This is a genomic window from Lutibacter sp. HS1-25 (genome assembly GCF_004121075.1).
Taxonomy (GTDB): Bacteria; Bacteroidota; Bacteroidia; order Flavobacteriales; family Flavobacteriaceae; genus Lutibacter.
In genome coordinates this window covers 54,832-80,300 of the sequence record NZ_RHLN01000009.1, presented here as the reverse complement: position 1 = coordinate 80,300, position 25,469 = coordinate 54,832, and the positions used below count along the sequence as shown (strand labels likewise).

Sequence of the window (25,469 nt, the reverse complement as noted above, 5' to 3'; positions counted from 1 at the left end):
TTTTCTCGGTTTTTTTATGCAAATAAGTTAGCAAATATGTCTTCAACTTTTGAAACTTTTACCACTTTTATGGTGTAATTTCCAGTGTTAATTTTATTGAATTTTGATATAAATATTTTGTGAAATCCTAATTTTTCAGCCTCTAAAATACGTTGTTCTACGCGGTTAACAGGTCTAATTTCACCAGCCAAACCAATTTCTGCAGCAAAACAGTAATCCTGTGGTATTGCTTCGTCTTCATTTGATGATAAAATAGCAGAAATTACCGCCAAATCTATAGCAGGATCATCTACTTTAATACCACCTGCAATGTTTAAAAACACATCTTTTGCGCCCAATCTAAAACCTGCACGTTTTTCTAGTACAGCCAAAAGCATATTTAATCGTTTTATATCGTAACCTGTTGATGATCGTTGAGGTGTGCCATAAACTGCTGTGCTTACCAATGCCTGAACTTCAATCATTAATGGTCTAATACCTTCTAAAGTAGCAGCAATTGCAGTACCACTTAAGTCGTCGTCTTTTTGAGAAATTAATATTTCTGAAGGATTTTCAACTTCACGCAAGCCAACATTTTGCATTTCGTAAATACCAATTTCAGCAGTTGAACCAAATCGGTTTTTATTGGCTCTTAAAATACGGTAGGTATGATTTCTATCGCCTTCAAATTGCAAAACAACATCAACCATATGCTCTAATATTTTTGGACCAGCAATGTTACCATCTTTGGTAATATGTCCAATTAAAAGTACTGGTGTTGCGGTTTCTTTGGCAAATTTTATCAGCTCGGCTGTTGTTTCTCTAATTTGAGAAATGGATCCGGGTGAGGCTTCAATATAATCTGTAAACAGGGTTTGTATAGAGTCTATTACAACCACTTCGGGTTGCACTTCTTCAATAGCTCTAAAAATATGTTGTGTGTTGGTTTCGGTTAAAATTAAGCAATTTGTATTTGCAATTTTAAGTCGTTCAGCACGCATTTTTATTTGCGATTGACTTTCTTCGCCCGAAACATACAATACTTTTTTAGGAATTGTAAGTGCAATTTGTAATAGTAAAGTAGATTTTCCAATACCAGGTTCTCCGCCTAATAAAGTCATTGAGCCTTTTACAATGCCACCACCAAGTACCCTGTTTAATTCGTTGTTTTTTGTTGAAATACGATCTTCTTTTTCTGAAGAAATTTCGTTTATTTTTAAGGCTTTATTTGTTTTTTTTGAAGTAGAAGATTGTTGCCAGTTTCTTTTTTCTTCTTTTTGAATTACCTCTTCAACAATGGTATTCCATTCGTTACAAGATTTGCATTGTCCCAACCATTTTGCATATTGAGCACCACAATTTTGACAAAAAAAGGTAGTTTTTGTTTTGGCCATTTTTTATTATTTGAAAGCAATAAATATATAAAGAAAACCCAACTATTTTTTATATTTATTGTAAATAGGCATTAAAAATAAAGATAAGCAACCAAATAAAATTACCATAATGGTTTGTGCTGTCCACATAATCCAACCAAAAGCAAGTGCAGGGTTGTGAGGTACATTGTACAATGCCAAAGCACCAGCCACCAAAACAGGGTAAGTTCCTAAGCCGCCATTTGTAAGCGCCATACTTAAACCGCCAACTACAAAACCAACAACAATAGCTTCAAAAGGCAGGTTGGTTGTTTCGGGTAAAGCAAAGGTTACTGCGTAAAACATCAATACATACATTAACCATATAAAAAGCGTATGAAAAATAAATGCCCATTTCTTTTTCATTTTAAAAATACTGATGGCTCCAACGGCCAATCCATTTATAAATGCAATTAGTTTTATTACAAATGGGTTGTGCGATTTTTTTAATTTTCGATAAATAAAAAAACCTGCCAATGGCAATATAATAAAGAAAAATATTTTTGAAATTAAGGTGCTTTCTTCTTTGTCTTTAAATAGGTAACTTCCTATTAAATCTGTTTGTAAAAAAAAGGCGATTCCAATTATAGAAAGCAGCATAATAGCATCTGCAACACGCTCGGCAACAATAGTTCCAAAAGCTTTATCGAACGGAATTTTATCGTATTTTTTGATGCTTCCAGCTCTGGCAAATTCACCTGAACGGGGAATAAATAAGTTTAATAAATAAGCAATTAGTACAGCCATTACACTGTTTGCAAATCTGGGTTTGTAGCCCATTGGCTCTAACAAAAATTGCCAACGATAAGCGCGTGAAAAATGACTTAAAATTCCGAAAAGCAAAGACAATGCAACCCACCAATAATTGGCAGTTTGAAAAGATAGCTTTATAGATTGAATGTCGGAAGGTGAAAGTTTGGAGATAGAGTACCAAATAAAAAATACTCCCAAGGCTATTGGGAGTATTATAAAACTTAATTTTTTTATTTTTTTTACCAAACTTATGTTAACGAATTGTCGTTTTCATTAGGAAAAATTAACATAGGTTTAAACGATTTAGCTTCTTCGAACTCTAAAATGCCATATGATAAAATAATAATAATATCACCTTTGGCAACTTTTCGGGCAGCAGGACCGTTAAGGGTAATTTCTCCACTTTTTCTAGGACCAGGAATGGCATACGTTTCAAGGCGCTCACCATTGTTTATATTTACAATTTGAACTTTTTCGCCTTGAATAATATTTGCAGCATCCATTAGATCCTCATCAATAGTTATACTTCCAATGTACTGTAAGTCAGCACCGGTAACTTTAACTCTGTGAATTTTAGATTTTACTACTTGTATTTGCATAGTGCAAAATTAATAATTTTGTGTTAATGTATTTAAATTTATAGACTTATATTATCTATAAGTCTAATTTTTCCAGCAAAAACGGCTATAAAAGCTCTTTGTTTTTGCGATGTTTTTATATCTTGAATTGAAATAAGTGTGTCTTCATCAGCAATTTCAAAATATTCTAAATCTAATAAAGGTTGATTTTTAAACTCATTTTCAACCCAAATCTTCAATTCATCAGCATTTTTTGTGCCAAACTCAACTTTTGCTTTTTGAAGTGTTTTGTAAATAAAAGGTGCAGCAGCTCTGTGCGCTGTTGTCAGTCTTTCGTTGCGAGAACTCATAGCCAACCCGTCATTTTCTCTAAAAATAGGACAACCAATAATATTAATTGGCATTTGATTTTGTGCAACAAGATTTTTAATAATTTGAAGTTGCTGAAAATCTTTTTCGCCAAAATAAGCATTGTGTGGCATTACAATTTCAAACAAACGCTTTACAATTGTGCCAACACCGTTAAAATGGCCGTCTCTAAACTTGCCTTCCATTTGGTATTCTAGACCATTAAAATCAAAAGAACTAGAGGTAATGTTGTTAGCGTAAATTTCTTCAGCAGTAGGTATAAAAACCAAATCACATGACACAGATTTTAAAAGATCCAAATCATTTTCAATGGTTTTAGGATAATTTATCAAATCTTCTTGTTTGTCAAATTGTGTTGGATTTATAAAAATACTTACAACTACAAAATCATTTTCTTTTTTTGCTTGTTCAATAAGTGATAAATGACCTTTGTGAAGTGCCCCCATTGTTGGGACAAAGCCTATTGAAGTCTCTTTTTTTAACGACTTTAATTTTTCTTGTACGGATTTAATTTTAGCAAAAACTAACATAATCAGGTGTTAATAAACGTTAAAAGCGTGCAAACTTACATGATTAAAGCTAAATTCAATATAAATTTTCGTAATTTTGCACAATCTTTAAAATTAAGAGTTGAATTATGAAAGATAAGAGAGTATTGATTGTTTCTTCGGAAGTAGTACCGTATTTGCCTGAAAATGAATTATCAACGTCTTCTTTTGAGACGGCAAGAATGATTCATGGAAAGGGAGGTCAAACACGTATTTTTATGCCAAGATATGGTTTAATTAATGAGCGAAGACATCAACTACACGAAGTAATTCGTCTATCTGGGATGAATTTGGTAATTAATGATATGGATATGCCTTTAATTCTTAAAGTTGCCTCTATTCCAAAAGAAAGAATGCAGGTTTATTTTATTGACAATGATGAGTATTTTAAGCGTAAAGCTTTGTTTACTGATGAAGACAATAAATTATTTACTGATAATGATGAAAGAGCTATATTTTTTGCAAAAGGAGTTGTTGAAACTGTAAAAAAATTAAACTGGTCACCTGATGTAATTCATGTGCACGGTTGGATGGCTTCTTTGTTGCCTTTGTACATTAAAGAGTATTATAAAAATGATCCATTGTTTGCAACTAGTAAAATAATTACATCTGTTTATAATGATAGTTATGAAGGTAATTTGGATTTAGATTTTCACAATAAAATTATGTTTGACAACATAAGTGAAGATAAAATTCATCCAATTGCTACACCAAACCACACAAATATACTTATCAATGCTGTTAATAATTCTGATGCAGTTATCAAAGCAAGTGAAAAGTTACCAACTGAGTTGTCTGAATTTATAGACGCATCAGGAAAACCTGTGTTAGACTATTTTCCGGTTGAAGAATTTGAAAGTGCCTATACAGAGTTTTACACAACTAAAGTTTTATCTTAAAAAATCAAAAATTACATATGACAACAAGAGTTGTAACTATTTTAAAATATTTTGGTTTGTTTTCCATTGTGTTTTTTACAATAATTTCATGCGAAAAAGAAATTGAAGGAATTGGAGTTGGAATTATAGATAATTCAAAATTTTCTACTGGTACTTATAATTCTACTGCCATTGCCAATAATAAAAATGTTGATAGTGTTCCTGCAAATAAAATTGAACAATATTTATTAGGGTCTTACTATGACAATGAATTTGGATCTTTAAAAGGTTCTATAGTTTCTCAATTATTGTTACCACTAAGTTCTGCTGGCGGTTATGTAACAGGTAGTGATTATAACTTTGGTGTTAATGCAGGTATAGATTCGGTTCTTATTTTTATTCCTTATCAATCTACAAAATTAGATGATGCCGAAGATGGAAAACCTTTATTTCAAGTCGATTCTGTTATAGGAAACAAAGACGTTGAATTTAAATTGTCTGTTTACGAGTTAGAAACTTATTTAAATAATTTGGATCCTAACGATCCAACAAAGGGCATTGTGTATTACTCTGATAAAGTTTTTGCTAAATCAAATGCGCCATTTTACGCTCAAAATTTTAAAATAAATCCCAACGATACGGTTGCTTATATTAAACGATATTTAGCCGATGGGGTAACAGTATATAACACAGATACTATAAAACAAACTAACACAGTACCAAGTATTATATTGCCATTAGATGAGGCTAAAATTCAGCAAATATTTATAGACAATGCTTCTGGTTCTCAGTTTTCTTCTTTAGATGCTTTTACACGTTATTTTAGAGGTTTTTATATTGAAGCTACTGAAGATTTGACAAACAAATCGCATTTGGTTTCTCTGGATATGAAATCGGCTAAAATGGTTATTTATTATTCAAATGATCAGGACGAAACAGAAACATCTGATTTAAACGGAAACGGTATAAGTGGAGAGCAAGGAGTTAGAGTACAAAAGAGTTTTACATTTTTGTTTGGAGATATCAAGTCTAATGTTTTAGAAAGAGATTATCCAACACCTCACGAAAGTGGTCCAGACAGATTGTACGTTCAAGGAGCCGCAGGTTCAATAGCTACTATTGATTTATTTGCTGATGGAGAAATTGAAGAAATTCGAAATATTGGCGGATGGTTAATTAACGATGCTAGTTTGACTTTTTATGTAGATCAAAATGCTTCAAGTGATATTGTACCAGAACAGCTATTTATTTATAATTATCAAGAGAATACTCAAATTACCGATGTTTTAACTGAAGGTATAACAACTGTAGGTGGTATTTTAGAAAGAGATGATGATGGTAAACCATATAAATATACTTTTAAAATTACAGACTATATTTCAAGAGTATTAACAGCAACAGATCCTTTAGATATATCAACTTTAGCCATTAAAGTTTACAATCCAACTGATAAACCAGTTAGCGTTGTTGAAATTCCAGAATATAGTTGGACACCAAAAGGAGTTGTATTGTACAACCAAAATGGGGACAATGCAGGAAATTTCAAGGCAACATTTGATATAAAATATACAATATTAAAAACTAACGAAAACTAATTTTTTATGTGTGGAATTGTAGGTTATTTAGGTTACAGAGAGGCTTACCCAATTGTAATTAACGGATTACAACGATTAGAATACAGAGGGTACGATAGTGCAGGAATAATTTTGGCAAATGGAAGTGTTTCTGGATTGTATAAAACAAAAGGAAAAGTATCTGATTTACAGCAAATTACCGAAAATAAAAATACAGCTGGAAATTTAGGTTTAGGTCATACTCGTTGGGCAACACACGGTGTGCCAAACAATGAGAATTCTCATCCACACGTATCTAATTCGGGCAATTTGGTAATTGTTCACAACGGAATTATTGAAAATTACAATTCAATTAAAAAAGAATTGTTAACAAGAGGTTATACGTTTTCTAGTGATACAGATACAGAGGTTTTAATCAATTTAATTGAAGAGATGAAAACCAAAAATAACTGTAAATTAGGTCAAGCTGTTCAATTGGCTTTAAATAATGTGGTAGGTGCTTATGCCATTGCAGTATTTGACATTACAAAACCAAACGAAATTATTGTTGCTCGTTTAGGAAGTCCAATTGCCATTGGAATTGGTGAAAATAATTCAGAATTTTTTATTGCTTCTGATGCTTCTCCATTTTTAGAATATACAAAAGATGCAGTATATTTAGATGATGAAGAAATGGCAATTATCAAATTAGGAAGAGAGATTAGAGTTCGTAAAATTCTAAATAATGATATTGTTGAGCCAAATGTTCAAGAGCTAAAAATGAATTTGGAGCAAATTGAAAAAGGTGGTTTTGACCATTTTATGTTGAAAGAAATTCATGAACAACCTAGTGCAATTTTAGATACTTACAGAGGAAGGTTATTGCCTGAAACTGACGTTATTAAAATGGGTAGTGTTGACAATCATATTGCTAAATTTTTAAATGCCAAGCGCATTGTTATTGTTGCTTGTGGTACATCTTGGCACGCAGGTTTGGTTGGAGAATATTTAATAGAAGAATTGGCTCGTATCCCTGTTGAAGTTGAATATGCTTCAGAATTTAGATATAGAAATCCAATTATTAATAAAGGAGATATTGTTATTGCAATCTCTCAATCTGGTGAAACTGCCGATACTTTGGCTGCTATTAAATTGGCAAAATCTAAAGGTGCATTTGTATTTGGTATTTGTAATGTAGTAGGTTCTTCAATTGCAAGAGAAACTGATTCGGGTGCTTATACACATGCTGGGCCAGAAATTGGTGTGGCTTCAACAAAAGCATTTACAACACAAATAACAGTACTTACTTTAATTGCTTTAAAATTAGGAAGTTTAAAAGGTGAACTTTCAAATTCTGAGTTGCATAATTACATTCAAGAATTAAGTTTAATACCTTCAAAAGTTCAAGAATTATTAAAAGTTAGTGAAGATATTGAAAAAATTGCAGCTATTTACAAAGACGCTCCAAATTGCTTATACTTAGGAAGAGGTTTTAATTTTCCAGTTGCATTAGAAGGTGCTTTAAAGCTTAAAGAAATTTCATACATCCACGCTGAAGGTTATCCTGCTGCAGAAATGAAACACGGACCTATTGCTTTAATTGATGAATCTATGCCAGTTGTTGTAATTGCAACTAAAAAGGGTCATTACGAAAAAGTAGTAAGTAATATTCAGGAAATAAAATCTAGAAAAGGTAAAATAATTGCTATTGTTACCAAAGGAGATACGCAAGTTAGAGATATTGCAGATCACGTAATTGAAATTCCTGAAATTTCAGAAGCATTATCACCATTATTAACTACAATTCCTTTGCAATTATTATCGTATTATATTGCGGTAATGAGAGGTTGTAATGTAGATCAGCCAAGAAATTTAGCAAAATCTGTTACTGTAGAGTAATTTTTAAAATAAGTATTAAAATTAAAAAAGCCCATTTTATTCAATAAAATGGGCTTTTTAATTATTTAAAAGCTGAAATTCCTGTAATATCCATTCCGGTAATTAACAAATGTATATCGTGTGTTCCTTCATAAGTAACAACACTTTCTAAATTCATCATATGGCGCATAATAGCGTATTCACCAGTAATTCCCATAGCACCTAAAACCTGACGCGCTTCTCTGGCTATTTTTAATGCCATTTCAACATTGTTTCTTTTAGCCATAGATATTTGAGCTGTAGTTGCCCTATTTTCATTTTTTAAAACCCCCAAACGCCAAGTTAATAATTGCGCTTTGGTGATTTCAGTAATCATTTCAGCTAATTTTTTTTGTTGCAATTGCGTACCTGCAATCGGTTTTCCAAATTGAATGCGTTGTTTGGCGTAACGCAAAGCAGTATCATAACAATCCATAGCTGCGCCAATAGCACCCCAGGCAATACCGTAACGAGCAGAATCTAAACAGCCAAGTGGTGCCCCCAAACCGTCTTTATTTGGTAAAATATTTTCTTTCGGAATTTTCACATTGTCAAAAATCAATTCTCCTGTTGCCGAAGTTCTTAAACTCCATTTGTTGTGTGTTTCGGGTGTAGTAAAACCTTCCATACCGCGTTCAACAATCAACCCTTTTATACGTCCTTCTTCATTTTTTGCCCAAACAACAGCAATATCAGCAAACGGCGCATTCGATATCCACATTTTAGCACCATTCAACAAATAATAATCGCCCATATCTTTAATATTGGTAACCAATGCAGCAGGATTAGAACCGTAGTCTGGTTCTGTTAAACCAAAACAACCCAATAATTCGCCACTGGCTAGTTTTGGTAAATATTTTTGTCGTTGCGCTTCATTGCCATATTGGTAAATTGGGTACATTACCAATGATGATTGTACCGATGCTGTTGAACGTATGCCTGAATCTCCTCGCTCTAATTCTTGCATAATTAAACCATAAGATATTTGGTCTAAACCTGCGCCACCATATGCTTCAGGAATGTAAGGTCCAAAAGCGCCAATTTCAGCCAAACCACTAACAATTGAGGTTGGAAATTTGGCCTGTTGTGCAGCTTCTTCAATAATAGGAGAAACAGCACGTTTTACCCATTCTCTTGCTGTATCACGAACTAATTTGTGTTCTTCACTTAGTAAATCATCTACTTGATAATAATCTGGTGCTTGAAATAAATCTTGTGACATAGGTTCAAAATTTTCGGTTTTACACAAAGTTAATAATTAAAGTACTAGCAATTTCATTTATTAAAATCTTTTATTCCTTACATTTGTGGTTGATACAATACCTCAATAGTGCTAAAATTTAAGTACTTAAAGTTGAAAATTAATAATGAGATATACCCTAGGAAAAGAGCAAAAATTAAAAAGTAAAACTTTAATTGATCAATTATTTGCAGAAGGAAAACATGTAAAATCGTTTCCTTTTAGGTTGATTTATTTAAAAGTAAATCACTATTCAGAATTTCCGGTTAGGGTAGGGTTTTCAGTGCCAAAACGCAATGTTAAATTAGCTGTAAATCGCAATAGAATTAAGCGTGTAATGCGCGAAGTTTATAGAAAAAATAAATATGCTATTGTTGACAATTTAAATGAACAGTATATTTTTATGCTGATTTATATGGCTAAAGAAGAAATAAATTATGCCGAATTAGAGCGTACTTTTGAAAAAATTACCATCAAATTTTTAGATAAAATAAAAGAAGATGAGCAAAATTAAGAAATGGTTTTTAGGCATTTTTATAGTGATTTCTGTTGGCGTTTCTGCAGCATTTCAGTCCGATTTTTTTGAAATTGCAAAACAAATCGATATTTATACAACCTTGTTTAAAGAGTTGAATATGTATTATGTAGACCCTATAAATCCTGCCCAATTGACCAATACGGCCATTAAAAATATGCTAAAAGAACTGGATCCTTACACCAATTATTTTGATGAACAAGGTGTAGAAGATGCCAAAATTAGAGCAACTGGAGATTATGGAGGTATTGGGGCAATCTCTAGATATAAAGATAAAGTTTTAACTATTAGAGCAGTACTAAAAGATGCACCCGCTGAAAAAGCAGGTATAAAACCGGGTGATGAAATTGTAAAAGTAGGTGATATTTTAGTTTCAGATTTTGATGATGAAGGTATAGCAACTTTGATAAACGGGATTCCTAATACCACTGTTAAACTTCAAATTAAACGTCAAAATCAATTGTTAAATATTGAAGTAGTTCGCGAAAAAATTGAGATAAATCCTGTCCCTTTTTATACAATGCTTAATAGTGAAGTGGGGTATATTTCATTTACCACCTTCAACGAAAAAGCTTCAGCACAAGTAAAAGAAGCATTTTTAGCTTTGAAAGATGAAGGGATGAAAAAATTGATTATTGATGTAAGGGGCAACCCAGGCGGTTTGTTAAATGAAGCCGTAAAAATTACCAATTTTTTTATACCAAAAGATAAAATTGTGGTTACCACAAAAGCCAAAGTCGATAAATGGAGCGATACTTTTAAAACAAAAGATGCGCCATTAGATTTAAACATTCCTATTTCTATTTTAATTGATGGGTATTCAGCATCAGCATCCGAAATTTTAGCCGGTTCTTTGCAAGATTATGATAGAGCTGTAATAATTGGGAGTCGTTCTTTTGGTAAGGGTTTGGTGCAAAGATATTTATCACTGTCGTATGGCACACAATTAAAACTAACCATTTCTAAATATTATACGCCAAGCGGACGCTGTATTCAAGAGTTAGATTATACCAATAGAGATGATAAAGGCAACGTTCCAAAGTTTTCTGATGTTGGAAGAGAGGAATACAAAACTGAAAACGGAAGAATTGTTTATGGTGGTGGCGGAATTTTACCAGACCTTGAAATTGAAAAACCAGCAACAACCAAAACAACCGAAGTGTTGTTAAATTCAAACGCATTTTTTAATTATGCGACCAACTATTTTTATAAAAATGCAACCATTGCACAGCCTTCAAAATTTAAATTGAATGATGCAGATTACGATAATTTAAGGTCTTATTTAGCTTCTCATCAAGCCGATTTTGAAACAAAAACAGAAATAGAATTTAAAAAAGCCAATAAAATGGCTAATGAAGATCAGTTATCCAATAATTTGACTAAAAATTACAACGATCTTTTAGCGACTATTTATTCAGAAAAATTAAAAGAGTTGGATAAAAATAAAGATGAAATTTTATTTAATTTGACCGATGAAATTGTAAAACGTTATTATTATGAAGAGGGTGTTTATCAGCAAAAAGCAGTTTTTGATACCACTATTTTAAAAGCAGTTTCTGTTTTAAGCAACACTTCAGCATATGAAAAAATATTAAAAAATTAAGTTAAATATTAGATGTTAGAAGTTTTTACTTCTTCATTATCAATATTCCAAATATCTCTTTGAGGGGATTTTAGGAGTGTTTTTTAAAAAATAAAACTGGTCGATAAGTCTTTAAGTGAAGCTCAAGATTAGATAAGATGAAATGTTTTTTTAACCATTAGCTTTAGCCTTAAACTTAAAGCTTAAAACTTAAAACCATTTCCACAATATAAAGTATCTTTGTAAACCAAACTGTAAATTATGCAACAGTCAAAATTAAGAGAAAGAACTCGCGCACAAGAGTCATCAAACGCCATTGAGCGTTTGTATATATCTATGCGTCATTTGTTTAGCCGTGGTTTTTATAAACCTATGGGTGTTTCAGGAGACGCTCTACGTCAGGCATTGCTACAACTTCGACCAGAAATTTATGGTTCAATTGCCGATGAAAAAGTTGAATTAAACGGCTTAATTTATGTAATTGAAAGGCTTCCTGTTGGTATAGAAGAATGCCGATTTATCAATTTAACTGCAGATGAAGGTTATTCAAATTCACACTTTAAAGCCATTGTTCCACCTAAACGTAGAAGAAATTGCTATAGAATAGACAAAGATCAAATGAATATTGAGGTGACCAGAGGAAGGTCTGAAATCTACGATATTCTCACGCACTTAACTTTTTTGTTTGTTGAATCTCATAAAATAGCAAATAAGGTTTTTATTGAAGATGAAAATACAACCATTAGAGAATGGAAAAAACTGGAAGAAGTTGTAATTCATCACAAAGAATTGTCAAAAGATGAACGCGATATTATGTTTGCTCACGTAGCAAGTATTTTAGGAAGAACTTTTGAAGAAATTCATTATGTACATGGGGTTTTAGCAGAAAAAAATAACCCAGACCGTTTTTTTCAAATTATATTTTGGTTGGGTTATTTTGCAATTGAAGAAAAAGTAAAAGACTTAAAAAGAACCATCACTTTTAGTCCGGTTTTACGTGAACGTATTGGTCACCATATTTATGGTGAAATGTGGGCAGATAATATTAAAAAAATATTACACGATAAAGGTTTGTTAGAGCGCCCAATTCATATTATCAGTGCCAATATGCACAGTGTTATGAACTCTATTTATGCGCCTGTAGTTTTACCAAATCAAATAGAAGACAATGATACCATTTCATTGTTTAAAATGTTAAGTAAAGATGATAATGAAGATTTACGCAAACAAGTCATGGAATATGCCGCAAAAAACGGCTTAACATTTATCAAAAATACTTCAGGTACCAATATTGATGTTCAAATAATAGATACTGCTAAAATTGACATTGATAAAACAAATTTTGAAATTAAAAATAGCCTGGATAGTATAGAAAAACCTGTATTAATTGTAATGGATTATGCTTTTGGTGAACAGGCTTATGAAACTATGGACGAGCTGTTGAAACCTTATAAATACGGAAAAGAAAAGAAACAGCACTTAAATGTTGAGTCGGTTTCAATCATGGGAAAAGCTGGTATTTTAGAAGGTGGAAAAGGAGATATTATGATTCCATCTTCTCATATTTTTGAAGGTACAGCCGACAATTATCCATTTAAAAACCAATTGAAGAAAAAAATGTTTGAAGGTTGTGGAGTCGATGTTTATACAGGTGCAATGGTAACTGTCTTAGGAACTTCACTTCAAAATAAAGATATTTTAAATTTCTTTCACGATTCAACATGGAAAGTTACCGGATTGGAAATGGAAGGAGCTCACTATCAAAAAGCAATACAAGCAGCTTCAAAAATTAGAGGAAATATCACCAAAAAAGTAAAAGTGCGTTACGCTTATTATGCATCTGATAATCCTTTAGAAACAGGTAGCACTTTGGCTTCAGGCGGATTGGGAACCAATGGTGTTTTACCAACATATGTAATAACACAAAAAATTTTAGAACAAATATTTTAGTTGATTTCTATTGCATAAAAAGAGGTACATATTTCCTAAGAGAATTTTTGATATTGCGTTTTCATCATTCGTTATTTTAGCCGTTTTAACTTGGTTAACACCTTTGGTTGCTATTATAATTTTTTTTGAATCGGGTGAAAAAACTTTTTTTAAACAAGAGCGTATCGGTAAAAATTGGAAACCTTTTTATATTTATAAATTTAAAAGTATGGTTGGTTTTCCGCCTGTAAATGATCCTTTATTATCTAAAGATGAAGAAGGAAGAATTACAACATTTGGAAGAATCATGCGAAAATATAGAATAGATGAATTTCCTCAGTTTATCAATGTATTTAAAGGAGAAATGAGTATTGTTGGGCCTAGACCTGAACGCTTATTTTTTTTGAATGATATTACTTCATACATTCCAAAATACAAAAAAATGATAAATTTAAAGCCAGGAATCACATCATTAGGACAAATAAAATATGGTTATGCCGATAATTTAGAACAAATGTTAAAACGTGCGCGTTACGATTTAATTTATTTGGATAATCTAACATTTTGGACAGATATTAAAGTAATTTTGGGTACAATTATAATTGTATTTCAAGGAAAAGGTAGATAAAACAGAAAGCAATATTATATGAATGTATTAATTTTAGGATCAGGAGGAAGAGAACACGCAATGGCTTGGAAAATAGCCCAAAGTAATTTATTAACTAAGTTATTTATTGCTCCTGGAAATGCAGGTACAAAAGAAGTAGGAACTAATTTAGATATTAGTCAAACAGATTTTGAAGCAGTTAAAAAAGCGGTTTTAGAAAATGATATTAAATTGGTAATTGTTGGACCAGAAGATCCTTTGGTAAAAGGTGTGCACGATTTCTTTTTAAATGATGCTGAATTGGTTACAATTCCTGTTATTGGACCTCAAAAATACGCAGCACAATTAGAAGGTAGTAAAGAATTTGCCAAAGAATTTATGGTACGTCATAACATTCCTACAGCTGCTTACGAAAGTTTTACTGCTGAAAATATACCTGCAGGTCATCAATTTTTAGAAACCTTAACACCTCCTTATGTTTTAAAAGCCGATGGTTTAGCTGCCGGAAAAGGGGTGTTAATTTTAAACGATTTACAGGAAGCTAAAGACGAACTAACAGAAATGTTGGCTAATAAAAAGTTTGGTGCTGCAAGTAGCAAAGTTGTTATTGAAGAGTTTTTAGATGGTATTGAGTTAAGTTGTTTTACACTTACAGATGGTAAAAGCTATGTAAACCTGCCAAATGCAAAAGATTATAAACGTATTGGTGAAGGAGATAAAGGTTTAAATACTGGTGGAATGGGTGCCGTATCTCCAGTGCCATTTGCCAATGCTGCATTTATGCAAAAAATTGAAGAACGCATTGTAAAACCTACTGTTGAAGGTTTGCAAAAAGACAATATTCCTTACAAAGGTTTTATTTTCTTCGGAATTATTAAAGTAGGAGACGAACCTAAAGTAATTGAATACAATTGCCGTATGGGAGATCCTGAAACTGAAGTTGTAATTCCGCGAATTAAAAGCGATTTCTTAGAATTATTAATCGCTACAGGAAACAATGAGTTACATACCAAAACGATCGAGTTTAAAGATGAGACTGCCTGTACAGTTATGTTGGTGTCGGGTGGTTATCCAGAAGCTTATGAAAAAGGAAAAGAAATGCATGGACTTGATAAAGTTGATGGTTCTATTGCTTTTCACGCTGGTACAACAACCAAAGATGGTAAAGTTGTAACCAATGGTGGTCGTGTAATTGCAATTACTTCTTATGGTGAAAGTTTTCCAGAAGCTTTAAAAACATCATATGAAAACATTGATAAAATTTGTTTCGAAGGAATGAATTTTAGAACAGATATTGGTTTTGACTTATAAAAAAAAATTCTTGTCGCTCCGTTAAATTGGGGATTGGGTCACGCTACACGTTGCGTGCCCATTATTTACGCGCTTATAAACAGCGGGTTTGAACCTATTTTAGCAAGCGATGGCAATGCTTTGTTGGTGCTTCAAAAAGAATTTCCAACATTAAAAAGTTATACACTTCCTTCATACAATATTAAGTACACCAAAAGCGGTAAAAATTTAAAATTTAAACTGCTTTTGAGTGTGCCTTTTATTTACGCTGCAGTTAAAAAGGAACAACAATTTGTTACTAATTTGATTGCAAGTGAGGGCATTTGTGGTGTTATTTCCGACAATAGGTTTGGATTGTTTAATGCTAAAATCCCAACAGTTTATATCACACACCAATTGCAGGTTTTATCTGGTGCAACTTCATTTTTAACTTCAAAAATTCATCAAAAAGTAATTTCTAAATATACCCAATGTTGGGTGCCTGATTTTGAAGGTAATTCCAATTATTCAGGAATCTTAACTCATTTAAAAACAGATTTTCCCAATATTAAGTATGTAGGCGTTTTAAGTCGTTTAAAACAGTTTAAAACAGCAATTAAATACGATTTACTGGTGTTGTTATCTGGTCCAGAGCCTCAGAGAACGATTTTAGAAAAAAAGCTCTTATTTGAGCTTAAAAGCTATAAAGGAGCTGTTTTGTTTGTGCAAGGAGTTCCCAACACTTCAACAAGCGTAAATTTTAATAAAAATATTGAAATTGTAGATTATTTAGAAACCGAAGTTTTAGAAAAAGCAATCAATCAAAGTAGGTTGGTGTTGGCACGATCGGGTTATTCAACAATTATGGATTTGGCTGTGTTGGGAAAAAAAGCATTTTTTATTCCAACTCCCGGACAGTTTGAGCAAGTATATTTGGCTGAAAGCTTACAAGAAAAAAGAATTGCTCCTTTTTCAGAACAAGCCAATTTTAAGTTAGCAAATTTAAATGAAGTTGAAAATTATACCGGTTTTACAAGTTGTAAAACTGCAATTGATTTAAATCTTTTCAGCCTTTTCTAAGGTAAATGAAAATTCAGAACCGCGCATATATTTGCTTTTTACAAAAATTTCTTCATCATGCGCTTCAACAATGTGTTTTACAATAGAAAGTCCCAAGCCAGAACCTCCTTGATCTCTTGATCTACTTTGATCTACTCTGTAAAAACGTTCAAAAATACGACCTAAATGTTCTTCTTTAATACCTTCGCCATTGTCTTTTACCTTCACCAAAACCTTTTCAGTATTAAAAGATTCAATACTAATAATGGTGGTTCCATTTATTTTACCATATTTAATAGAGTTTACAATTAAATTGGTAAGTACTTGCTCAATGCGTTCCTCATCGGCAATAACTTTAATTGGAAAATCGTAATTTTTGTCAAAAAGCAACGAAATATTTCTCTTTTTCGCTTCCATTTCCAACAAATCAAAAATATCTTTAATCAATTCAACAATGTTAAAAGACTGTTTGTTTAATTTTAAATCGGCTGTTTCTAATTTCGAAATTAAATCCAAATCTTTTACAATCGCAATCAAACGTTCAACGCCTTTATTGGCTCTTTTTAAATAGTTATACCTAATTTTTTTATCGTCAATAGCACCATCTTCCAAGGTTAGTAAATAGCCTTGAACGGTAAATAAAGGTGTTTTTAATTCGTGTGAAATATTGCCTAAATATTCTCGGCGATAATTTTCTTGAAGTGTTAATTTTTTAATTTGTTGCTGCTTTATTTTTGCAAACTTTTGAACCTCTTTAGATAAATCATCAAAATTAGACGAAATAGGAGTTTTAGATAAGTCGGTCGAGTCAAATAAAGCTACACTTTCTAATATTTTTTTAATTCGAGGATAAATAAATTTTTCAACTCGGTATTGTGTAACAAAAAAAGTAACGGTAAAAACAATAACACAAAATAAAACAATATATAAATAGTACAACCAATTGTTTAGCAAATAGGCAATGCTAAAATAAAATAAGATACTTGTAATAAGTGTAATATAAAGTGAAGTCCAAAATGCAAATTGGTATGTTTTTTTAATCTTCATCTAAAGTAAATTTGTACCCTACGCCTTTAACAGTTTTAAAATACTCATCACCAATTTTTTCACGCAATTTTCTAATATGAACATCAATGGTTCTACCACCAACCACAACTTCATTACCCCAAACTTGGTCTAAAATATCATCACGTTTAAAAACTTTATCAGGTTTTGAAGCCAATAATGAAAATAATTCAAATTCTTTTCTTGGTAAAGAAAGCTTTTCGCCATCTTTAATAATTACATATTCTTCTCTGTCAATAATAATTTCACCAACATTTACCTGTTCAGATGATTCTGAATTAGAAGTTTCAGCAGTATTTTTAACACGTCTAAGTAAAGCTTTTACCTTGCTAACCAATACTTTTGGCTTAATTGGTTTTGTAATATAATCATCGGCACCAACATTAAAACCAGCCACTTGTGAGTAATCTTCGCTACGTGCGGTAAAAAACGAAATAATAACATCTTCTAAACCAGCAGTTGCTCTAATTTTTTCACAAGCCTCAATCCCATCCATTTCAGGCATCATAATGTCTAAAATAATTAAATGAGGTTCAATTTTTTTTGCCAATTCAACAGCTTCAAGTCCGTTTTTTGCAGTCGTAATTTGATAACCTTCATTTTTTAAATTGTAACCTACAATTTCTAAAATATCTGGTTCATCATCAACAAGTAATATTTTAATATCAGCGTTTTTCATTCTATAATTTAATAAATACTCACAAAAGTAAACATAAAATGCATCGGTATTTTAAACACATTAAAAGTATAACATTAAGCTAACATTAACCTTACATTGTGTTAATTTTTAAGAAAAAAAGTGATTAATAATCAATTACAAATTAAAAAAGCAATCAACTTACAATTTTTTTGCCACTTTGTAAATTTGGGCGTTACCCACAAGGGGTCGGGCTATACGCTATATCTTTTTTACAATTTCACTGCGTTGCATTGTAAAAAAGGATGCCGCTGCTATCCCTAACGCGGGTTATATTTATAAAATAAAAATTTAGTAAGCTAAAATTTATGAATTATTTTAAGTAAAAAACGCATCATTCAAATCAATACAGCTCTAAATAAAAAAAGGATGCTCACATTTAAGTAAGCATCCCTTTTGTTATAAAATACAATAGTATTTATTATTTTTCAAATCGAGTAACACGAATTGTATTAGCTCTACCTCTTGCTTTTACAGGCATAGAAGTAATGTTAATTGCATAATCACCTTCTTTTAAGTAACCACGCTCGTGTGCCAATGCATTGATGTCTTCAATTGTTTGATCTGTACTTACAAATTTATCATAGTAAACACCTTTAACACCCCAAAGTAAGTTTAGCATAGCTAAAATTCTTCTGTTTGAAGAGAAAACTAAGATATGAGATTGTGGTCTCCAAGATGAAATATGGAAAGCTGTAAATCCAGTTGCAGTTAAAGTAGTAATTACTTCTGCACCAATATTTTTAGCTAATAAAGCAGATTGATGACAAAGTGTTTTAGAAATAAAACGGTCATCGCTACGATCTTGAATAAATTCACTTGGAGGAGAAATTAATGGAGAATTTTCAACACTTTCAATAATTCTTCTCATTTGTTTAATTACTTCAACAGGATAATCTCCCATAGCAGTTTCTCCAGAAAGCATCACAGCATCAGCACCATCCATAATAGAGTTTGCAACGTCGTTTACTTCTGCTCTTGTTGGAACCTGATTTGTAATCATAGTTTCCATCATTTGTGTAGCAATAATAATTGGAATATGCGCTTTTTTAGCTTTTAATACCAAGTTCTTTTGTAATAATGGCACAGTTTCCATAGGAACTTCAACACCAAGATCTCCACGAGCACACATTAAAGCATCACAATGAGCTGTAATTTCATCAATATTTTTAATTGCTTCTGGCTTTTCTATTTTTGCAACGATTGGAATTTTATAATCAGTACGAGCATCAATAAAATCTCTTAATTCAGTTAAATCTTCAGCAGTTCTAACAAATGATAAAGCAATCCAGTCTACTTCTAATTTAATTGCAAATTCAGCATCTTCTTTATCTTTTTCAGTTAAAGCAGGTAATGAAATTTTAGTATTTGGTAAGTTAACCCCTTTTTTAGATCTTAAAGGTCCACCACGCAATACTTTTGTAGTTACTTTAGAGTCTCTGTCTGTTGCAGTTACTTCAAAAAGCAATTTACCATCGTCAACTAAAATATGCTCACCAACTTGAACATCCATTGGGAAGTTTTGGTAAGTCATATAAGCCAATTCTTGCGTACCTTCACATTTGTTTGTTGTAAAAGTAAAAGTGTCTCCAACGTTTAAAATTACGTCTTCAGCCATTACACCAACACGTAATTTAGGACCTTGTAAGTCTGCTAAAATTGCTACGTGAAAGTTTTTTTCTTTGTTTGCGTTTCTAATGATATTTACACGTTTTTCAACTTCCGAATAATCAGCGTGTGAAAAGTTAATTCTAAAAACGTTTACACCACAATCCATCATTGTTTCAATGGTTTCTTTTGTGTCGGTTGCAGGTCCAAGTGTTGCAACTATTTTTGTGCGTTTTCTATTTAATGCCATAGTTAAAATATTAGGTGATCTTTTGATTTTAATGTTTCTGGTTCTATTGAATATGAGGTAATTACTTGATTTATTGTATTTAATTTTTCAATTAAATTATTTACAGAATTTTGACAATAGCATCCTTCAATTTTTAGAAAGAAATCTATTTTATTTTTTTCTGGTATTAAATATGAAATTGAACTAAAATTTCCATCAAATAATCCGTTGTTATTTTTATTTTGTACGAATGATTTAAATTTGTTATTTATTAAATAATAATTTGTAAAACTGGTTTCATCTTTAAATTCAAACAAAGAAAATTCAGCATCTGAATTTTGAAAGTCTAAGTTGTATTTAGATCTTTTTAACTTTGTTTTTAAAATTTTATTTAAAAAATAAGCCAATCTATAATCTTCTTCGGTTGAATGAATTCCAATTAAAGAGTAGTCTTCTTCTTCTAAATTAAATGTTAATGGTTGCATACAAATGATGAAAACAATAAGTGCAAAAATACTATTGTTTAGGTACAGTAACTAATATTTTTACGAAAACGTATTCGGACAATTCACTCTTAAATATTCGAAATTTCGTTCTGAAATGCAAAATATGCTCTTTTAGAAGCTGTTTCTTCTGCTTTTTTCTTAGATGTTGCCCTTCCTTTTGAAATTTGTTTTCCATCTAAAAAAAGTTTTACACTAAAGTGCTTAATAGCGTCATTTCCAGTGTCTGCATATACCTCAAATACAAATTCTTTTTTATGTTTTTGGCACCATTCAATAAAAAGACTTTTGTAACTGGTAATTTTTCCTTCTAATTTAGGAACATCAATATAAGGTTCAATAACTTTTTTTTCAATAAATTTATTGCACTGTTTGTATCCTTTGTCTAAATAAATAGCACCAACCAAAGCTTCAAAAATATTTCCATGAATATTTTCGCCAAATTTAGATTTGGCAACTGTACTTTTAACAAACTTCAACAAATCTAAATCGCGTCCTAGTTCATTTAAATGTTCTCGACTAACAATTTTTGAGCGCATTTGAGTTAAATAACCTTCGTCTCCACTAGGGACTTCTTTAAATAAGAATGCTGCAATTACGGCACTTAACATAGCATCGCCTAAAAACTCTAAACGTTCATAGTTTAGAGGCAAACCTGTTTCCTTATCAACTTGTTTAATTGATCTATGTATAAAAGCTTTTTTATAGTAACTTAAATTACTTGGAGAAAAGCCTATAATTTTTTTTAATTCGTTAAAAAAAAGCTCGTCCTCTTTGGAGAGATTTTCAATAATTTTACGAATGAAGTTCATTCAATTATTACGTTAATCAATTTTTTTAAAGAGAACACAAGCATTGTGACCCCCAAAGCCAAAAGTGTTACTCATTGCAACTTTTACATTACGTTTTTGTGCTTTGTTAAACGTAAAGTTTAATTTACTGTCAATTTGGTCATCATCTGTAAAATGATTAATTGTAGGAGGTACCATACCGTGTTTTATAGCTAATATAGAAGCGATTGCTTCAACAGCTCCGGCTGCACCTAATAAATGACCTGTCATTGACTTGGTTGAATTTAAGTTAATGGTATACGCATGTTCACCAAATACTTCTAGTATTGCTTTAGATTCTGCAATGTCTCCAAGCGGAGTTGAAGTTCCGTGCATATTTATAGCATCAACATCTTCTGGTTTTAAACCAGCGTCTCTTAAGCAGTTTAACATCACATTTCTAGCTCCTAAACCATCAGGATGCGGTGCTGTAATGTGATAAGCATCAGCAGATAATCCGCCACCGCCTACTTCAGCATAAATTTTTGCGCCTCTAGCTATGGCGTGTTCATATTCTTCTAAAACAAGTGCTCCTGCTCCTTCACCCGAAACAAAACCATCACGATCTTTATCGAAAGGTCTCGATGCAGTTGTAGGATCGTCATTTCTTGTTGAAAGTGCTTGTAAAGCATTAAAACCACCAATTCCTGCAATTGCAACAGTAGCTTCAGAACCACCAGATACTATTACATCTGCATGTCCTAAACGAATGTAGTTAAAAGCATCAATTATAGCATTTGAAGAAGATGCACAAGCTGATACAGTAGCAAAGTTTGGTCCTCTAAATCCATATTTAATAGATATGTGACCAGCTGCAATATCAGCAATCATTTTTGGTATAAAAAATGGGTTGAATCTTGGAGTTCCATCACCGCCAGCATAGCTAATCACTTCGTTTTGAAATGTTTCTAAACCGCCAATTCCTGCACCCCAAATAACACCAACTCTATCTTTATCAATTTTTTCTAAATCAATTTGAGTATCTAAAATGGCTTCCTCACTTGCTACCATAGCATATTGTGTGAATTTATCCATTTTTCGAGCTTCTTTTCGATCTATAAATTTAGTAACATCGAAATCTTTGATTTCGCATGCAAAACGAGTTTTGAACTTGGAAGCATCAAAATGCGTTATTGGAGCGGCTCCGCTAACGCCGTTAACAAGACCATTCCAATATTGTTCTATATTATTACCTATAGGTGTTAATGCACCAAGCCCAGTTACTACTACTCGTTTCAATTCCATATAAAAATTACTTTTTGGCGTCTTCTATATAGCTAATTGCTTGACCTACAGTACCAATGTTCTCTGCTTGATCGTCTGGAATTTGAATATCGAATTCTTTTTCGAATTCCATGATTAACTCTACAGTGTCAAGTGAATCAGCTCCTAAATCGTTAGTGAAGCTTGCTTCTGTTGTCACTTCATTTTCGTCAACGCCTAATTTATCTACGATAATGGCTTTTACTCTTGATGCAATATCTGACATAATTTTTTAATTTTAAATTTAATTACTCGGCAAAAATATGAAACTTTATTTAAATCAAAATGATTTAGTTTATAAAAGATGAAATTTTAATCACAAAAAATTAAAATTTCACCATTTATTGGGCTAAAATTACCAATAATTTATTTTATTTGCTGAACATCAATTTCAAATTCTTAAAATTGTCGCATTTAATTCATTCATTCAAAATGTATTGATTATCAGTCGAATTTAGGTTTGAAAATTCTAAATAATTAAATTCTAATGAAGCGAATTGTAATACTTGCCTCTGGTTCGGGCTCAAATGCAGAAAATATTATCAATTATTTTAAAAATAGTGCTGTTTTTAAAGTGGTTTTGGTCTTGTCTAACAAAAAAGATGCAAAAGTCTTAGATAGAGCAAATAGATTGGGCGTAAGTAATGGTAGTTTTAACCGAGTTGATTTTTCTTCTTCGGATACAGTTTTAAATATTTTAAAAGAAAACGCTGATTATGTAATTTTAGCTGGATTTTTATGGAAACTTCCAGAAGCTATTGTTAATGCTTTTCCTAATAAAATAATAAATATTCATCCTGCTTTATTACCAAAATATGGTGGAAAAGGCATGTATGGTATGCATGTGCACGAAGCTGTTGTTGCAAATAATGAGAAAGAATCGGGGATTACCATTCATTATGTAAATGAAAATTACGATGAAGGTGCTATTATTTTTCAGGAAAGCTTTGAGGTTTTGCCAACTGATACTGCTGAAGATGTTGCAAATAAAATTCATACCTTAGAATATAAGAATTTTCCAAAAGTTATTGAAAAAGTAATGTTAGAAAATGGCTAAGAAAAAGTTTTATGTAATATGGAATGGGCATCAAAAAGGAGTTTTTGCCTCTTGGGATGTTTGTAAAAAACACATAAAAGATTTTAAAGGTGCACAATATAAATCCTTCGCTTCTAAAGATGCTGCTGAAAAAGCTTTTAAAGGCAGGTATGAAGATTATGTAGGAAAAGACACAAAAACTGTGGTGCTTTCTGCTGAAGAATTGAAAAAATATGGCAAACCAATTGTTCCTTCGCTGTCTGTTGATGCAGCTTGCGCTGGAAATCCTGGTAAAATGGAATATAGAGGTGTAATTACTGCTTCAAAAAAACAGTTGTTTATTCAAGGTCCATTTGAGCAAGGCACTAACAATGTTGGAGAGTTTTTAGCATTGGTACATGGTTTGGGGTATTTAAAACAACACAATTTAGCGCATCCAATTTATTCAGACTCTAAAATTGCAATAAGTTGGGTGAAATCAGGGCAATGTAGAACCAACTTAAAAATCACAGCTGCAAACAAAACGTTATTTGATTTGGTAAAACGTGCTGAAAAATGGTTGAAAGAAAACACTTACACTACACAAATTTTAAAATGGGAAACCAAAGCTTGGGGTGAAATTCCTGCCGATTTTGGGAGGAAGTAAGTTGTTAGTTTTAAATTACTTGCTGATTTAAGTTTGCGATTTTTCTAGTCAATTCACAAGGAATATAACAATTGGTTGCAACTGGCGGTGTATTTTACCGCAGTTGCAACCAATTGACTGGTAATTGCAAATGTTATATATTTTTTATGACTGTAAATAAAAGAAGTCATATATAGAACGAGTCACTTCTGCAATGGCTTTTTCTCGATCTGCTTCAGATGTAGTACTACTTTTAGTGTAAACTGCAATAGCAATACGTCTGCCATCAGGTAGTGTAATAAAACCTACATCGTTTGCTACACCACCAATTGTACCTGTTTTGTCAGCAACTGGTGTTCCTTTTGGTAAAAGACCTCTTAATCTATGAAAACCTGTAGTGGTACGAGACATCATGCCAAGTAAGACTTCACGGCTTTTTTCACTTAAGGCCGTTCCATTGTCTATGGCCAAAAGCAATTGCAGCATAGCATTTGGTGTGGTATGGTCACGAGGGTCTTCTTGTTCGAACTTTAGGTTACGATCACCTTGTCTTGTTAAAAGTGTTGGGTCTTTAGCATAAGCTTTTAAAGTGTATGGCAGATAAGCTTTCTCCTCTAAACCATAGAAATCTCTTAATATTTCAGATACATAACGATCCACTCTAAAATCTGTAATGCCAATGCTACGTAACATATCTGTTACCACTTGAGGACCTCCAGCTACTTCAAGTAAAAAGTCTGTTGCAGAATTATCGCTATCCGTTATCATAGGCTCTAGTAAATTGGCTATTGATAACTTTACCCCAGGATGAAACAAATAGGTAACCAATGGATTTGGTCCTGGAACCATTTTTTCTGAAGGGCAATCAACTAAATCTGTTAATTTAAGTTTACCTTCATCTACTTGACGAAATATGGTTACTGCAATGGCCACTTTGTAAGTACTTGCCATAACAAAAGGTTCATCTCCGTTAATGGATACAGTCAATCCAGTACTAAGATCTTGTGCAGCTGCACCGATACGACCAACAAGGCCATTTGAAATTTTTTCAATTTTTTCAGAAATGCTTTTGTCTGCTAATACTGTTTGTGTTTTGTTGTTACTTTTCATAATTTTTTGTTTTTAAATATTATTAATTTTATTATTTATTTTTTTATATATGACAAATTTATGGAGATAGGGTATGCTGGTCAATCCACTAAAGTTGATAATTTTTAAATAATACATTTTTTTGGTAACTATATGCTACCAAATTATAAATAAACTTAGGAATAAAAAAACAATGCTTTTGAAAGTGCACTTATTTTTTTGGAGGATAACAAATATATACCTGAAAGGTTTTTATGTATTTAAGCTTTCGTAGTTTTGATTTTTGGCTAATTAAAGTCTATTGAAACAAGGTAGA

General features: G+C 31.9%; 24 protein-coding genes. 11 read left to right on the top strand and 13 right to left on the bottom strand.

Going from position 1 to position 25,469, the window contains the following annotated elements:
- Positions 1-14: 14 nt before the first annotated feature.
- Genes radA through panC form a run of 4 tightly spaced genes read right to left on the bottom strand, consistent with a single transcriptional unit; the run spans position 15 to position 3,621 of the window.
- On the bottom strand, positions 15-1,373 hold the full coding sequence (gene radA / locus EC396_RS05285; RefSeq protein ID WP_129365662.1) for a DNA repair protein RadA: 1,359 nt from the start codon (positions 1,371-1,373) through the stop codon (positions 15-17).
- 42 nt (positions 1,374-1,415) lie between these two features.
- Positions 1,416-2,390, bottom strand: coding sequence for a lysylphosphatidylglycerol synthase transmembrane domain-containing protein (locus tag EC396_RS05280; protein ID WP_129365661.1), 975 nt, complete (start codon positions 2,388-2,390; stop codon positions 1,416-1,418).
- 2 nt (positions 2,391-2,392) lie between these two features.
- Complete coding sequence (gene panD, locus EC396_RS05275; RefSeq protein WP_129365660.1) at positions 2,393-2,743, bottom strand: aspartate 1-decarboxylase; 351 nt, start codon at positions 2,741-2,743, stop codon at positions 2,393-2,395.
- Positions 2,744-2,781: 38 nt separating this feature from the next.
- Positions 2,782-3,621, bottom strand: coding sequence for a pantoate--beta-alanine ligase (gene panC / locus EC396_RS05270; protein ID WP_129365659.1), 840 nt, complete (start codon positions 3,619-3,621; stop codon positions 2,782-2,784).
- A 107-nt stretch (positions 3,622-3,728) separates the two neighbouring features.
- On the opposite strand from panC, the gene EC396_RS05265 reads away from it, so the two are divergent.
- Genes EC396_RS05265 through glmS form a run of 3 tightly spaced genes read left to right on the top strand, consistent with a single transcriptional unit; the run spans position 3,729 to position 7,969 of the window.
- Complete coding sequence (locus EC396_RS05265) at positions 3,729-4,538, top strand: glycogen/starch synthase (RefSeq protein ID WP_129365658.1); 810 nt, start codon at positions 3,729-3,731, stop codon at positions 4,536-4,538.
- A gap of 17 nt (positions 4,539-4,555) precedes the next feature.
- Positions 4,556-6,112, top strand: coding sequence for a DUF4270 domain-containing protein (locus tag EC396_RS05260; protein ID WP_129365657.1), 1,557 nt, complete (start codon positions 4,556-4,558; stop codon positions 6,110-6,112).
- A 6-nt stretch (positions 6,113-6,118) separates the two neighbouring features.
- Positions 6,119-7,969 carry a glutamine--fructose-6-phosphate transaminase (isomerizing) gene (gene glmS, locus EC396_RS05255; RefSeq protein WP_129365656.1) on the top strand — a complete coding sequence of 617 codons (1,851 nt, stop codon included), beginning with the start codon at positions 6,119-6,121 and terminating at the stop codon, positions 7,967-7,969.
- A 61-nt stretch (positions 7,970-8,030) separates the two neighbouring features.
- Here glmS and EC396_RS05250 read toward each other — a convergent pair whose 3' ends face one another.
- Positions 8,031-9,209: an acyl-CoA dehydrogenase family protein gene (locus EC396_RS05250; protein WP_129365655.1), complete on the bottom strand. Its 1,179-nt coding sequence runs from the start codon at positions 9,207-9,209 to the stop codon at positions 8,031-8,033.
- 145 nt (positions 9,210-9,354) lie between these two features.
- Here EC396_RS05250 and rnpA point away from each other — a divergent pair, with 145 nt between their 5' ends.
- The 6 genes from rnpA to EC396_RS05220 all read left to right on the top strand — a co-directional run bounded on the left by rnpA (position 9,355) and on the right by EC396_RS05220 (position 16,229).
- Positions 9,355-9,741, top strand: coding sequence for a ribonuclease P protein component (gene rnpA / locus EC396_RS05245; RefSeq protein WP_129365654.1), 387 nt, complete (start codon positions 9,355-9,357; stop codon positions 9,739-9,741).
- Positions 9,728-11,365 (top strand): S41 family peptidase, encoded by a 1,638-nt coding sequence (locus EC396_RS05240; RefSeq protein ID WP_129365653.1) that lies wholly within the window; start codon positions 9,728-9,730, stop codon positions 11,363-11,365. Before rnpA ends, EC396_RS05240 begins: the two co-directional genes overlap by 14 nt.
- 240 nt (positions 11,366-11,605) lie before the next feature.
- Complete coding sequence (locus EC396_RS05235) at positions 11,606-13,294, top strand: hypothetical protein (protein WP_129365652.1); 1,689 nt, start codon at positions 11,606-11,608, stop codon at positions 13,292-13,294.
- A gap of 10 nt (positions 13,295-13,304) precedes the next feature.
- Complete coding sequence (locus EC396_RS05230; RefSeq protein ID WP_129365651.1) at positions 13,305-13,901, top strand: sugar transferase; 597 nt, start codon at positions 13,305-13,307, stop codon at positions 13,899-13,901.
- A gap of 18 nt (positions 13,902-13,919) precedes the next feature.
- Positions 13,920-15,191: a phosphoribosylamine--glycine ligase gene (gene purD / locus EC396_RS05225; RefSeq protein WP_129365650.1), complete on the top strand. Its 1,272-nt coding sequence runs from the start codon at positions 13,920-13,922 to the stop codon at positions 15,189-15,191.
- A 33-nt stretch (positions 15,192-15,224) separates the two neighbouring features.
- Positions 15,225-16,229, top strand: coding sequence for a glycosyltransferase (locus tag EC396_RS05220; RefSeq protein ID WP_240665637.1), 1,005 nt, complete (start codon positions 15,225-15,227; stop codon positions 16,227-16,229).
- Here EC396_RS05220 and EC396_RS05215 read toward each other — a convergent pair.
- The 7 genes from EC396_RS05215 to EC396_RS05185 all read right to left on the bottom strand — a co-directional run bounded on the left by EC396_RS05215 (position 16,206) and on the right by EC396_RS05185 (position 22,629).
- Complete coding sequence (locus tag EC396_RS05215; protein WP_129365648.1) at positions 16,206-17,255, bottom strand: cell wall metabolism sensor histidine kinase WalK; 1,050 nt, start codon at positions 17,253-17,255, stop codon at positions 16,206-16,208. The two genes, EC396_RS05220 and EC396_RS05215, sit on opposite strands and share 24 nt — an antisense overlap.
- Positions 17,245-17,952, bottom strand: a complete 708-nt coding sequence (locus EC396_RS05210; RefSeq protein WP_129365647.1) for a response regulator transcription factor — start codon at positions 17,950-17,952, stop codon at positions 17,245-17,247. The genes EC396_RS05215 and EC396_RS05210 overlap by 11 nt, the downstream gene beginning before the upstream one ends.
- A 439-nt stretch (positions 17,953-18,391) precedes the next feature.
- Positions 18,392-19,828, bottom strand: a complete 1,437-nt coding sequence (gene pyk, locus EC396_RS05205) for a pyruvate kinase (protein WP_129365646.1) — start codon at positions 19,826-19,828, stop codon at positions 18,392-18,394.
- A 2-nt stretch (positions 19,829-19,830) separates the two neighbouring features.
- Entirely contained in the window at positions 19,831-20,292 is a 462-nt protein-coding gene (locus EC396_RS05200) for an IPExxxVDY family protein (RefSeq protein ID WP_129365645.1), read from the bottom strand.
- Positions 20,293-20,381: 89 nt separating this feature from the next.
- Positions 20,382-21,122 (bottom strand): ribonuclease III, encoded by a 741-nt coding sequence (gene rnc / locus EC396_RS05195; RefSeq protein WP_129365644.1) that lies wholly within the window; start codon positions 21,120-21,122, stop codon positions 20,382-20,384.
- A 12-nt stretch (positions 21,123-21,134) separates the two neighbouring features.
- Positions 21,135-22,385 (bottom strand): beta-ketoacyl-ACP synthase II, encoded by a 1,251-nt coding sequence (gene fabF, locus EC396_RS05190; protein WP_129365643.1) that lies wholly within the window; start codon positions 22,383-22,385, stop codon positions 21,135-21,137.
- Positions 22,386-22,392: 7 nt separating this feature from the next.
- Positions 22,393-22,629: an acyl carrier protein gene (locus tag EC396_RS05185; protein WP_089380648.1), complete on the bottom strand. Its 237-nt coding sequence runs from the start codon at positions 22,627-22,629 to the stop codon at positions 22,393-22,395.
- A gap of 261 nt (positions 22,630-22,890) precedes the next feature.
- On the opposite strand from EC396_RS05185, the gene purN reads away from it, so the two are divergent.
- Positions 22,891-23,460, top strand: coding sequence for a phosphoribosylglycinamide formyltransferase (gene purN, locus EC396_RS05180; protein WP_129365642.1), 570 nt, complete (start codon positions 22,891-22,893; stop codon positions 23,458-23,460).
- Positions 23,453-24,085 (top strand): viroplasmin family protein, encoded by a 633-nt coding sequence (locus tag EC396_RS05175; RefSeq protein WP_129365641.1) that lies wholly within the window; start codon positions 23,453-23,455, stop codon positions 24,083-24,085. The genes purN and EC396_RS05175 overlap by 8 nt, the downstream gene beginning before the upstream one ends.
- A 144-nt stretch (positions 24,086-24,229) precedes the next feature.
- Here EC396_RS05175 and bla read toward each other — a convergent pair whose 3' ends face one another.
- Positions 24,230-25,174: a class A beta-lactamase gene (gene bla, locus EC396_RS05170; protein ID WP_129365640.1), complete on the bottom strand. Its 945-nt coding sequence runs from the start codon at positions 25,172-25,174 to the stop codon at positions 24,230-24,232.
- Between the last annotated feature and the right edge of the window lie 295 nt (positions 25,175-25,469).